The sequence below is a fragment of the Bacillus sp. RC251 genome, from assembly GCF_044908765.1.
GTDB lineage: Bacteria > Bacillota > Bacilli > Bacillales > Bacillaceae_G > Bacillus_A > Bacillus_A wiedmannii.
The window spans coordinates 1,619,198-1,631,463 of the sequence record NZ_JBIYDP010000001.1 but is presented as its reverse complement, the minus strand read 5'-3'; the positions used below and the strand labels follow the sequence as shown (position 1 = coordinate 1,631,463).

Genomic DNA, 12,266 nt, shown 5'->3' with positions numbered 1-12,266 from the left:
TGTGATAGAGGTTTTTTCTGAGTATTAAGTAGGACACGAAGGTCTTGTCCTACAATATAATATATGCTTGTACTTATTTTATTGTGCATCTATTAAACATCAAATGTATACGTATTGCTAAAAATTCTGCTCATTTATTAATTGCATAATTATTATATTTACACATAAAAAACATCCCTATGGATGTTTTTTATGTACCGATTTTTAAGCTTCCATAAACTTAGCCGGTACACCAATTTTTTCAACTACAGAAGATATATTAGTAGGATTAATCATTACATTTTCAATACTAACTAATTTATTTTCTAATAGTCCATTCTCTGTAGTAATAAGTTCTTCAAACCGATCTAAAGTCATCGAGAATTTATATTCACTTCCGCCATTCATACAGACTTTAACATACTTCATAGTGTCACCGCCTTTCATAATAATCTATATTTCGACAAGAAGACGCTTACATCCTTTTTATTTACTACTAGATTTCTCACTTTTACTCCTTGCTAATTCACGTTTATTTATTTTAGAAAAAGCAGTTACTATTTTATGTTCACATTATAATTGCGAGTAAAAATGATAAAGATAGAAATGCACAAAGTGGTATAAATAAAACAGTATCCATTTTAGCAAAATGTGTATCTTTTTCGCGTTTAAAAATACCAAAATAACGAAACTCACCAATTACTCTTATGAAAAACACAATCATACAAACCCAAGATCCCATTCGAACAATAATATTATGAAATGCGAAATGAACAAGATTTGTTTGTTGTAATAAAATTATTGCGGCCGTACTTAATAATAAAGCAATAAACAATGTCATTCCTACACTTGGTATAAACGCCTTTTCTCCAGCTTTTGTTGGAATGACACTATTTGTCGCCCACTTACCACTGAAAGCCCAGTAAACATGTAAAAAGCTAACTAAAAATAATATACAGACAGAAATATATGTAATAATAAGCATTTTGTCCTCCTATTATTTTATTTAAGTCTTCAACTTCAGAGTATGCTATAAATTCCACCTTAGCAATCTATATTTAATAACATAAAAACCCCTTAATGATTTTTCGTAAAATTGATTAATCATTAAGGGGCTTTTCACTTTACTACGCATTATACCTATTTCTACGACGTTCCATCCTCGTTTGTCCTTTAGCAGTACCTTCTTGATATTGATCTATTTGCTCTCTTATTTCATATGTTGCAGCTGGAGCTGGTTCTTCGTAATTATGCTCACGTATTTTTTCTGGTGTTTTTCGTTTTGATCCTTTTCCACCAAACTTATATAATTTCATCTTTAATTTCGGTAATTTTGGAAGTGGAATCTTAAATGATAGCTTTTTGCGTTTCTTTTTTTGTTGAAATAGATTTATATTTTCTTTATTATCTTCCTCTTTACGGTGTAATAACATGGCAATTAACCCGCCTAATATAAGCCCGCCAACTAAAAGCATAAGGTATTTGAAATTACTTATCATTAAACTCGACATACGTTCAAGTATGACTAACGACTGTACTTCTTTAATATCCCAAAGTAAAGCGGCCCATAATGAGAATAAACCGAAAGTAAGTCCATATGTACGAAAACGGAATAAACATGGAATTAAAGCGACACAAGCGGCGATTTTCGCATTCCCTATTATTGAACTTGTTGAAATATCTTGATGCCAAATTACTAACAGTAATGTTATAAATGGCGCATAAGCTATCCAGCTACATATACGTGAATATATTTTTTTCGCAAAATAGCTACCAAAACTAGTAAAAAATAAAAGGCCTCCAATATATAAAGATTGTTCTAGTGGGATTTGCTTCATAATTCCTGCAACTGGAAAGAGGCCGCTCAATAGCATTAATAGCACATCCAACTTCTTCACAATTCCTCATTCCTTTCAAATTTCTTTTGAATCAATTCATATTACTTTTCCAAATAAAATGTTTTTATTACTAAAAAACATCTTAATCCTGTATGCAAATAAAGTAAATACGTAAAATAGCAGATACATGACAAATGATATCCTTATTTACATGAAAAAATGACAAATCCTGATCGATATAAGGAGCAGGATTTGTCTGTTATTATTTACAGTAGAATAATTGAATCTTTCTTTTCTATCTTTATTATATCTACATCCAGTTCATCATCAAACTCTTTAAACTCTCTTGCATCTATATCCGTCATATCGCGAATATTTTTATAAGTAATTCGTATAAGTGTGATTTCGTTAATTAAAGCTGTTTTAAAGAAGACATATCAGCGATAATTTATGTCTATTCTGTATAAGTGTTAGCAAGTTCGTTTGCAAACTTGTTAGCACTTTTTTATTTTTCTTCTATTAAAAAACTTAATTGTATCTCTTCTATTACACATCACTTTTACTGCCACTATGATGAAAATCATCAATTAAAGAAAATAATTATAATAGTCACTTTCTTAACACACATATTTTTTAAATTATTCTCAGGCTGTAAAATTCGTATTTTGTTGGTGCTACCCCATGCCCATCAACCTAAGATTTTTAATTCCCCCCATAACGAAAATTTTATACATCGTTGACTATTGATAATGATGCGTTATGTAAACCTTGCATGAATAAGTTAAATATCGTCATTTCCTCGCTTCTCCCTATATTTTGTATATTGGCATACCAAACATGCTTATATCATATATTGGTACAAGCAATCATATATACATTATGGTACATAAAACAATAATCAAGGTAGTACAGTACCAGATTGTAAGGAGAGAGGAGCATGTTTTATGGAATCACGACCTACGAAGAAAACTGGGCATAGGAATATACCGCAGCCTATAAGAGATGATGGTGCTGGTGCGACCGATCTTGGCCCCCGGGACGTCATGCGGGATATTGAAAATCCTGATATGCTAGTTCCGCCAGCCACTGATGCGGGATTGATCCCTAACTTAAAGTTCTCTTTCTCCGACACACATATGCAATTAAATCATGGCGGCTGGTCTCGGGAAGTGACAATAAGAGAACTACCAATTGCGACAACTCTTGCAGGCGTTAATATGCGTCTGACACCAGGTGGTGTGCGAGAGTTACACTGGCATCAACAAGTAGAGTGGGCTTATATGATTTTAGGTCGGGCACGTATTACCGTGGTTGATCAGAATGGGCAGAACTTTATAGCAGATGTCGAGGCAGGTGATTTATGGTATTTCCCCCCGGGAATTCCACATTCAATTCAAGGACTAGAGGAAGGCTGTGAGTTTCTTCTTGTTTTCGATGATGGCAATTTCTCGGATCTTAACACCCTATCTATCTCAGATTGGTTCGCGCGCACACCAAAAGATGTATTGGCGAAGAATTTTGGTGTATTGGAAAACGCCTTTGCCCATATCCCAACACATCAACGATATATTTTCCAAGAACAGGTACCCGGACCCCTGGAAACCCAGAAAGTACCGGATCCTTACGGTACTGTGCCAGAGAGCTTTACATATAAACTACTTTCACAAAAGCCGATAGTAACCCCAGGTGGAACTGTACGAATAGTTGATTCTTCTAACTTCCCTATTTCAACTAATATCGCAGCAGCACTGGTTGAAATTAAACCCGGCGGAATGAGGGAAATGCATTGGCACCCGAATAACGATGAGTGGCAATATTACCTCACAGGTATGGGTCGTATGACTGTGATGGGAAGTAATGGTAATGCTCGCACATTCAATTACCGTGCTGGTGATGTAGGATACGTACCGTTTGCTTTCGGACACTATATTGAAAACACCGGTGACGAAAGCCTTTGGTTTCTAGAGATGTTCAAGAGTGACCGCTTCGCTGATGTGTCGTTGAATCAGTGGATGGCATTAACTCCGCATGAGTTGGTTCAGGACAATTTGCATGTAGGAAGCGAGCTGATGGACGTGCTGCGAAAACAAAAATGGCCTGTCGTCAAATAGAAGATTGTGTTTTCCGTTGTTAACTATTCATTCATCTGGATTCTAAATCAGATATTCCCCCCTAGCTTCGCTTCAAAAAGTATTGATAAAAGAAAGGACGATGAAATATGTATCGTAAATTGACCTTCGTCATTATTCATGGTTCCTGGGCTGACGTCAGCCAATTTGATGGAGTCGCTGCCGAGCTTCACAAGCTTGGCCATTCGGTTTATGTGCCTGAATATCCAGGTCACGGTGTCCTGACAGACAATAACGTAACTCACGAGCAAATCACGAATGCAGTCATCGAATATATCGAGAAAAGAGGTTTGAAACATATCGTTTTGCTCGGACATAGCTTCGGCGGAACGATTGTCGCAACAGTAGCCCAGCAAATCCCGCATCGAATTGACCGTCTCGTATTTTCTAACGCATTTGTTCCTCTAGACGGACAAAGCTTGTACGATCAACTTCCGCCGCCTCTTCAAGAAACATTCAAACAACTGACCGATGCTTCAGGTAACAATACGATCATGCTTCCATTTCTACTGTTCCGCGATGCCTTCACAAACACAGCCACCTTAGAAGAAGCGACATCGATGTACCACAAAATTATACCGGAACCTGCAGGGCCTTTATTTCAAAAGCTAAATTTGAAAAAGTTCTACAATCTACAAATTCCGAAAAGCTATCTCAATCTGACGGAAGATATCGCTCTTCCGCCCGGATCATTTGCTTGGCATACGAATCAATCCAGTCATCTCGGTTTTTACCGATACATTGAAGGCAACGGAGACCACTTTACGACCTTCTTCAGGGAACCGAAAATGATCGCCAAGAAATTCGTGGAAGCCGGCAGACCATAAATAACAACACCGAGGGTTTGAAGCCCTCCAGACTGAACGATCACAAAAAAATCTACGTTTAATGTGGGGTTCAATCGAGATACGTGCAAATTTCGATTGAGCCCCTTTTTTAGCTTGATGACGGTACCCCATCGCTATCAAGCTAAGAAAAAGAAATGCGCCCTCAAATGAAAAAACGCGCTATTCTTTCTGTAGAATCATAGGAAAGGATAACGTTTTTTTCGTTTTATAGATAGTGCAAAACCTTAGTGTTGCTTTAAAATAAAGTTTGATTATTTCTGGTTATATAACCATAGTAATAATGGACAAATCTTATAAGTTTTGTCCATTATTACTATATTTCCAATAAATTAATTCTGTATCTCTGTGATCCATTTGGAACCCTAATTTCACCAAAACATTTTCTGAATTGATATTATCAAGTTCACATCTGGCTGTGATATATTTGACCTCATCATGATTTGAGGCCCAGTTTAATAATTTTTGGGCAGCTTCAAAACAATAACCTTTGCGTCGTTGACTTTCATTAATAGCAAAGCCAATCTCAATCATACCGTCTAAATCGGGATTACCAAAAAATCCAATGCCGCCAACTATTTCTTTGGTATCTTTCGCCACAATGATCCAAGAGTCAAATCCTTTAGTTCCATTATTTTTAATCAGAAGTTCCCGAAAGTAGGGTAAAGCTTCAAAAAAATCTGCACCTGGCCACTCACCGTTGGTTTTGTATCCCATTGCTTTGATTGCCTGTATATCACGCTGGGCCGCAGCCTCAATTAGATTAAGATCAAGGGTTTTTAAAATCAGTCTATTAGTTTCAAGCTTCATATTAAGTTCACCTTTCTTTTAGATACTAGTTTCATGAAAAATCCTATAGAGGGGAGATAACGTACCAACTGTTTCTCATATAGCTGTCAATGTTGCAATGAATTATAAATCGAATAATCTACTTCACCTGAAATATTCTCCAGACCATTTTCATACAACTCAATAGCCATTAAGTTTTCCACAGAAGGCGGAAGATTTTTCTTGGACGCATAGATACCGAATTCAGTTGATGTACTAAATCCAAAGCGTTGATAATATTGATAATCTCCCTCAACAATAATTCCCTTATATCCCATTTTAGTTGCAAATTTAATACCTTCCTGCAACATATACTTACCAATACCCTGGCGTTGTTTATTAATTGCCACTGAAACAGGTGATAACATTAGTATTTCATTTTCAAATCTATTACTAATTGGAAGTTTTGAAAGCATAAAGTGTCCTATAATAATCCCTTCTTCCTCAACAACTAAATCAAGTTCAGGAATATAAAATGGTTTTTCTCTGATTTCCCTCACCAAAGCTTTTTCAGCTATTCCATTTGAATAGTTAGTATTTTTGAATATCTCGTATACAAAGTCATCAATAAAACTATATTCTTCTTTTTTAACGACTCTTAACTTCATTAATTCACCTCTCTTGATGCCTTTTTAAGGTTATTATTAATAATTCTTTAAAAGTTGGAGAACCCCTGTTTCAACCGCCCTATATTTAAATAAAAAGGGCGTATACCGTATATTTTTTTGTTTTAGGGGCGTTATAAAATTCTTAAGTTGATGAATATAGTGTAGCGTCAGAAAAGTGCGGCTCTACAACGTTAAGGAAATTTCAATATTAAAAAGCCTAATTTCTCAATTTAATGCGAAGAAATTAGGCTTTTTACATTGCTCCATTAAAGCGCCAGCTAGGAAAAAATAACGAACAAAAAACTATCATCTAATAGGAAAGACTAACCTCTGTCCATTAATGATAAATATTTATGTACAATAGCTTGAGAGAGGCATGTTGATGAGTCAATAATGGAAATATCATTGGATTTTTTATCTGTAATAACATTTAAATCTGTACATGCAATGATAGCGGTATCAATCGTTTCAGCTAATTCTGAATAGAGTTCATCCCATAATTGAAGGGACTCATCAATTTGGCCTTGTTTAATCTTTGCTATTATTTGATTCACACAGGTTTGCCAACGATCTTGATGTAAGAAATCATAACCTTCTCTCACTAAAACATCTTGAAATATTCCAGACTGAACCGTTGGATTGGTGGCTAAAAGAGCTACCTTTTTTGAGTTTTTTGGTATTTCCTTTATTGTTTCATCAATCATGTTTAATACGGGAACTGATACTGAGTTTTTAATTTGGTTAAAATAGATATGTGCCGTATTACATGGGATAGCATCACATTACTATCAATCTAAGAGGAATTTATACCCATAATTCATAGAAAGCGTTATTCTTTTTGTAGAAATATACAGAAAGGATAACGTCTTTTTTGCTTTATGGATAGTAAAAAACCGTAATTACTTTTATATAATCGGTGTCGTCAGAAGTGACTTACTTTTTTAAGTATGAAAAAGTTTTCCCTGTAAAGCTTTTATATACCGATCAGCAGATTTTTGAACAGACTTATTTGCATCCTCGACTATTACTCTATGAAATGCATTATACAAGCGATTAAAAGGTAAGTCTTTAATCTTATCTACCATTTCTTTTACTTTATTAGCTGGCAACGGAATTAAATTTGGATAACTATACATAAAACTTACCCACTGACGATCTGCAACAACTTGGATGATATCACCTGTCAGAAGAAGACCCTTTTTGTCACTGCCATCTTTCCAATGTAAAATAGCTCCACCTTTAAAATGTCCTCCCAAACGATAAATTGTAATCGCATCAGTTAATACCAAAGATTCTCCAGACCAGAAAATAATTTGTTTACTTGAACGATTTACCCACTCTTTATCATCTTCATGAATATAAATTGGAATATTAAATGTTTCTGCCCATTCTACTTGTGTAGAATAATAGTGAGGATGGGAAAGTACAATTGCTTGTATACCTCCCAGTTTATGTATCTCTTGTATTGTATTTTCATCTAAGTAAGTAATACAATCCCACAAAACATTAAAATTTTGACTTTGTATTAAATAAGCTGTCTGCCCAATTGCAAATTCAGGTTTTGTAGTAATACTATATAAACCAGTTTCTTCTTTTAAGATTTCATTTTTATATAATTTACTTTTTTGCATTTTTTCAAGAGTAGTCCATGATTGTCCAGATGGATTAATATACTGCCTTTCTTCATTACAAATTATACAATCAGAAGGAACTTCTTGACTTTTAGAATATTGAACGCCGCATGTAGTGCAGATGTAATTTAACATATGTATGCCCCTTTGTTATAAACTTTCCCACAAACTAATTATAAACTTTAAACTGTAATTAATCTATTTGTATATTGAGAATCTTTGAAAATGTTTATATATACTCGCCTTTTAGTTAACAAAACACCATTTATCAACAGTAAATCTCATTATCAGGCATCAAATTATATACTTGCCCTCCTTTTCTAATAAACATTTTATATCATTTCTAAAGAATTTAAGTTCATTTTTTGTTTTGGGGGTGACTTAATTTCCTAGCTTGATAGCGATGTGGTGCTACCCCATATCCATCAAGCTAAGTTTGTTAACACTTAAGGAATTTGTAAGTATTAAGTAAGAAAAACGAGAGCTTTGTTTCTTATAATTAAAATATAAAGTGAAGGAAGAAAGGTTGTTTCTGGGGTTAATATGCATGTGAAAAAAAGAGAAATCTACGGTTTTTTAGAGTAATAATATCAGTATGTCAAAGTTTTGGAGATTACTTGCAAATATTTTGAAGTTTTTGTACCAGAACCCTAATTACCATACCTGTTTTTTACCATCACATATTGGAGGTTAAAACATGAATAAAAAAAAGAAAATACAAAAATCAGTACTTACCTTTACCCTACTCTTTTCTTTAGGCGTTTCATCTTTCCCGCTTACAACAGCTATTCACGCAGATACACGTGAGGAGAAATCTGCAGAAAAGAAACAAATCTCTTTAACGGAGCGTACATCATTATTTTTTGAATATCTCCAGCAAGGTAAGTGTGCAGAGGCACTTCAGTTGACGTCTGCTGCTTTTCAATCCAAGTTTACAGCAAACACATTACAAAACTGGTGGACACAAAGTGGGATAAAAATCATGGGAACACCTGTAATAAAAGAACGAAACTTGGTCCATCAGACGGTGGAAATTCCAGGAGCTATTGAAGGAACTACCATACCGCTACTCATTAAATTCACACCTGGCGGGAAAGTAGATGAAGTTGGAGAAAGGCCGCCCCAGGAATCTTACATTCCGCATCCTAGATATGACCAACCTGCTTCCTATCAAGAACGTGAAATCGTCATTGGAAATTCTACTTATCCATTACCAGCCACATTAACAGTTCCAAAACATAAGCCTGGTGAAAAGGTACCCGTTGTTGTTCTTGTTCATGGTGCTGGCATTCATGATCGCGATGCTACCTATTTGGGAACAAAAATCTTACGAGACCTTGCGGTGGGCCTTTCATCCAACGGAATTGCAGTGTTACGCTATGAAAAACGTACCTTAGAACATGCATTAAAGATGAGTGCAGAACCTGTTACGTTAGACCGTGACACTACAGATGATGCCATATATGCAGCAAAGTCAGCAGCGCAGCAGGAAGGCATTGATCCAAATAATATTTTCATTCTCGGACATAGCCAAGGAGCTGGCACAATGCCGCGAATACTGAGCAAAGCGCCTTCCTCACTTGTGCGAGGAAGTATCTTACTCGCACCACCTGCACGCCCTTTGACTGACACTGCCATTGATGTGAGTCAATACCTTGGGGCGCCAAAGGAAGTAATCGATGAACTAAAAAGACAGTTCGCTTTTATCCTGGATCCTACTTTCGATCCTGACCATCCGCCAGCTGGCTACAATTTTCCGTTTCCGTCTCCTCATTTTATGTATGATGTTACTAGGTGGCGTCCAGTTGAGGAGGCAAAATCACGAAAAGAGCCTTTGCTGATTCTGCAAGGGGCACGCGATTATCAAGTAACAGTAAAAGAAGATTATACAAAATGGCAGGAAGGACTTTCAAACCGCGGGAATGTTCAGTTCAAAGAATATCCGAAATTAAATCATTTCTTCACGGAGGGTGACGGGGAATTGAGTCTTCCAAGTGAGTACGAAATCCCTGCAAATGTTCCCGAGTACGTCATCCAGGACATTATTACATGGGTCAATGAGACAAAAAAATAAGAAAACATCAAAAGCCTTCATGCAATCATCATTGCGTCAAGGCTTTTTTGAAACTAGTGATTCAAACATATCTATTATTTTCAACATCATTTAATATAATGTTTGCCCCAAAACGAAAAATTAGAGTCTTTTATAGCAATGAAGTTTATTTTTATCGTTTTGGTGAACAACAGATTTTTTAACTTGATAGCAATGTGGTGCTATCCCCAGATGAACTCAAGATAGATACAGAAATAAAGAAAACTGTTATAAAAATTTCTACATTTCGTTGGTAACGTATCGCTTCTTTCTTACAAAAACCTTAACTTTATCACATCAAAAAGGTTCTTTATGAAAACTTATAGAATTAGAATATATCGCAGTACTTTATAATTGAAGGGATGATTATGTTGGAGTATTTAACAAAATCAAAAAACTCATCATCAGGTCTGAGAAAGTATTTGGAATCCTATCCGTTAACTTCATTCTTTGTAATGACATATTTATTTTCGTGGGTTGTATTAATTCCATTTATCTTATCCCAATGGGGGATTTTACCTAAAACAAAAGCGTTTGGTATTTTCTTTGTTGCCAATGCATTTGTAGGCCCTATGTTAGCAGCATATATCATGATTCGAACTCTTGAAGGAAAAGATTCATGGAAAAAAGTTAGAAAAAGCATCATATCTACTAAAGTCGGTTTGAAGTGGTACTTATTTACTCTCATTGTTATCCCTGCTGCAATGTTTCTGGGTATGGTGATTTTAAATAGAGGGATACCTACTTTCGATGACCTTACTTCTAGGTTTTTTATAACCTATCTCATCTCTTTTGTAGTTACTTTCTTTTTCGGTGGACCTTTACCTGAGGAAATCGGATGGCGTGGTTTCGCTCTCCCTCGGTTACAATTGAAGTTTGGAGCGTTAAAAGCAACATTACTACTTGCCGTCCTATGGGCTTTTTGGCATCTTCCGCATTTCTTAACTGTTGCACAAAGGGGCGGACCAGGTTCTAACCTTTCTATCCTATATATTCATTTACCAATCGTGCAAATAATACCAGAATCGCATTAGAATCTATACATAATAATTTATGTAACGAAATAGATCGATTGTGTTTTCAATGGATGGGTGCCTCTAATCAGCAGTTCATTCAAATGTTCAATGATGCGAGACCACCTCTCACCATTATTTCTAATGCACAGAATCTAAGGCGTGATGAGCGTTTAAGTTCAGGCAATGGAAAATGGAGCTCTACTTTACAAGATGAATTAAAAAATCTAGTATCTGGTTTTGAACGCGCCGGATTCTCTAAAGAAAACATTTCAGAAACTTTAGAACAGCAATATAAAATGCTTGATAAATTAAAGGTAAAGTCTGAAAGGATTGATTATTAATGAATATTCTAGAAAAATTAAACGAGGCCTTCACATTAGAAGCTCAGGAATCACCAACGAGTAAAGAGGCCATTCAAGAATTACAAAAGTTCTCATCAATAGATGTACCATTAGATTATTTAGAAGTAATCCAAAATTGTACAAACGCAGAGATTAATGTACAAAATGAACTTTACATACGTATTTGGGGCCCTACTGATTGCATAGAGATGAATGAAGCACATGATATTCAAAAATATATACCAAATTCACTGGCAATCGGTGATGGTGAAGGCGGAAAAGCATTATTATATGTAGATGGAAAAGAAGGATTCGGATTATATACAGTGGATTTTGGAGATTTAGATATTGAAGAAGCAATTAAAATAGCTCCTTCATTAAAAGCATTGTTAATAGATGGTGTCGGAGTAGAGGAATTGTTGTCATAGTTAAAAAAATAACAGCCGACTCATTTATATCGAGTCGGCTGTTATTTTTGATTAAGCTATCCTTTTGTTTTACTTCAAATGCTCATACCACCAATCTCTACGATCAAGGTACTCCTTCATCGCATTTAATTGAGCATCTGAAGTTGGATCAGAAATAAAATCTGCTAATCCATCAGGTTGTAAAATGAATTTAACTGACATTTTTAACGATGTCAATGCTCCCATAACCTCTTCAATATACTCTCTTGAAAATGCTCCTGATTGGATGATATTTAGTTTAGTTGCTTGAACTTGCTCTTGCTCTTGCACTGCTCCAGTAAACCAAGAAAGCAGCTTGCCTCCTATCAATTGATTTAAATCACAATTACCGATACCAGGTACATTTCCTGTTTCCGTGTACTGCCAAAAATCGCAAGGATATGCTGGCTTATTACCGACATATAAACCAACTTTCTTAGCACCTAAACAGTATAACTCATCGATAAAGGCTTATATGCCGGCTCTCATATCCTCCATCGATTTGTCTATTAT

The 12,266-nt window shown here is 35.4% G+C and carries 11 protein-coding genes and 4 pseudogenes; 7 read left to right on the top strand and 8 right to left on the bottom strand.

Annotated elements, in window-relative coordinates:
- Positions 1-204 precede the first annotated feature (204 nt).
- From ABH961_RS08195 to ABH961_RS08185, 3 genes are all read right to left on the bottom strand, one after another.
- Positions 205-408 (bottom strand): hypothetical protein, encoded by a 204-nt coding sequence (locus ABH961_RS08195; protein WP_048547121.1) that lies wholly within the window; start codon positions 406-408, stop codon positions 205-207.
- Positions 409-547: 139 nt separating this feature from the next.
- Complete coding sequence (locus ABH961_RS08190) at positions 548-964, bottom strand: DUF3995 domain-containing protein (RefSeq protein WP_098642404.1); 417 nt, start codon at positions 962-964, stop codon at positions 548-550.
- A 142-nt stretch (positions 965-1,106) separates the two neighbouring features.
- Positions 1,107-1,877, bottom strand: a complete 771-nt coding sequence (locus tag ABH961_RS08185; RefSeq protein ID WP_098076737.1) for a DUF3959 family protein — start codon at positions 1,875-1,877, stop codon at positions 1,107-1,109.
- A gap of 884 nt (positions 1,878-2,761) precedes the next feature.
- On the opposite strand from ABH961_RS08185, the gene ABH961_RS08180 reads away from it, so the two are divergent.
- Together ABH961_RS08180 and ABH961_RS08175 are read left to right on the top strand one after the other, a co-directional pair.
- Positions 2,762-3,928 carry an oxalate decarboxylase family bicupin gene (locus ABH961_RS08180; RefSeq protein WP_098077302.1) on the top strand — a complete coding sequence of 389 codons (1,167 nt, stop codon included), beginning with the start codon at positions 2,762-2,764 and terminating at the stop codon, positions 3,926-3,928.
- 107 nt (positions 3,929-4,035) lie between these two features.
- Positions 4,036-4,773, top strand: a complete 738-nt coding sequence (locus ABH961_RS08175) for an alpha/beta hydrolase (protein ID WP_098681632.1) — start codon at positions 4,036-4,038, stop codon at positions 4,771-4,773.
- Positions 4,774-5,085: 312 nt separating this feature from the next.
- Here ABH961_RS08175 and ABH961_RS08170 read toward each other — a convergent pair whose 3' ends face one another.
- The 4 genes and pseudogenes from ABH961_RS08170 to ABH961_RS08155 all read right to left on the bottom strand — a co-directional run bounded on the left by ABH961_RS08170 (position 5,086) and on the right by ABH961_RS08155 (position 7,993).
- A complete protein-coding gene (locus tag ABH961_RS08170; RefSeq protein WP_086406224.1) occupies positions 5,086-5,601 on the bottom strand; it encodes a GNAT family N-acetyltransferase in 516 nt (171 codons plus the stop codon).
- An 86-nt stretch (positions 5,602-5,687) separates the two neighbouring features.
- A complete protein-coding gene (locus tag ABH961_RS08165; protein WP_097820511.1) occupies positions 5,688-6,227 on the bottom strand; it encodes a GNAT family N-acetyltransferase in 540 nt (179 codons plus the stop codon).
- A 323-nt stretch (positions 6,228-6,550) separates the two neighbouring features.
- Positions 6,551-7,003, bottom strand: a pseudogene (locus tag ABH961_RS08160) (aspartate/glutamate racemase family protein); the annotation flags it as partial.
- A 165-nt stretch (positions 7,004-7,168) separates the two neighbouring features.
- Positions 7,169-7,993 carry an MBL fold metallo-hydrolase gene (locus ABH961_RS08155; RefSeq protein ID WP_086390278.1) on the bottom strand — a complete coding sequence of 275 codons (825 nt, stop codon included), beginning with the start codon at positions 7,991-7,993 and terminating at the stop codon, positions 7,169-7,171.
- Positions 7,994-8,555: 562 nt separating this feature from the next.
- Between ABH961_RS08155 and ABH961_RS08150 the strand changes: the two genes are divergently transcribed.
- The 5 genes and pseudogenes from ABH961_RS08150 to ABH961_RS08135 all read left to right on the top strand — a co-directional run bounded on the left by ABH961_RS08150 (position 8,556) and on the right by ABH961_RS08135 (position 11,735).
- Positions 8,556-9,932 carry an alpha/beta hydrolase family protein gene (locus ABH961_RS08150; RefSeq protein WP_098077293.1) on the top strand — a complete coding sequence of 459 codons (1,377 nt, stop codon included), beginning with the start codon at positions 8,556-8,558 and terminating at the stop codon, positions 9,930-9,932.
- Positions 9,933-10,318: 386 nt separating this feature from the next.
- Positions 10,319-10,957 (top strand): annotated as a pseudogene (locus ABH961_RS08145) (lysostaphin resistance A-like protein); the annotation flags it as partial.
- Positions 10,939-11,088: pseudogene (locus tag ABH961_RS30060) on the top strand (WXG100 family type VII secretion target); the annotation flags it as partial. The pseudogenes ABH961_RS08145 and ABH961_RS30060, both read left to right, overlap by 19 nt.
- Positions 11,068-11,307 (top strand): hypothetical protein, encoded by a 240-nt coding sequence (locus ABH961_RS08140; protein ID WP_404519211.1) that lies wholly within the window; start codon positions 11,068-11,070, stop codon positions 11,305-11,307. The pseudogene ABH961_RS30060 and the gene ABH961_RS08140, both read left to right, overlap by 21 nt.
- Entirely contained in the window at positions 11,307-11,735 is a 429-nt protein-coding gene (locus ABH961_RS08135) for an SMI1/KNR4 family protein (RefSeq protein ID WP_404519209.1), read from the top strand. Before ABH961_RS08140 ends, ABH961_RS08135 begins: the two co-directional genes overlap by 1 nt.
- 69 nt (positions 11,736-11,804) lie before the next feature.
- Here the strand turns inward: ABH961_RS08135 and ABH961_RS08130 are convergent.
- Positions 11,805-12,257, bottom strand: a pseudogene (locus ABH961_RS08130) (N-acetylmuramoyl-L-alanine amidase C-terminal domain-containing protein); the annotation flags it as partial.
- Positions 12,258-12,266 lie beyond the last annotated feature (9 nt).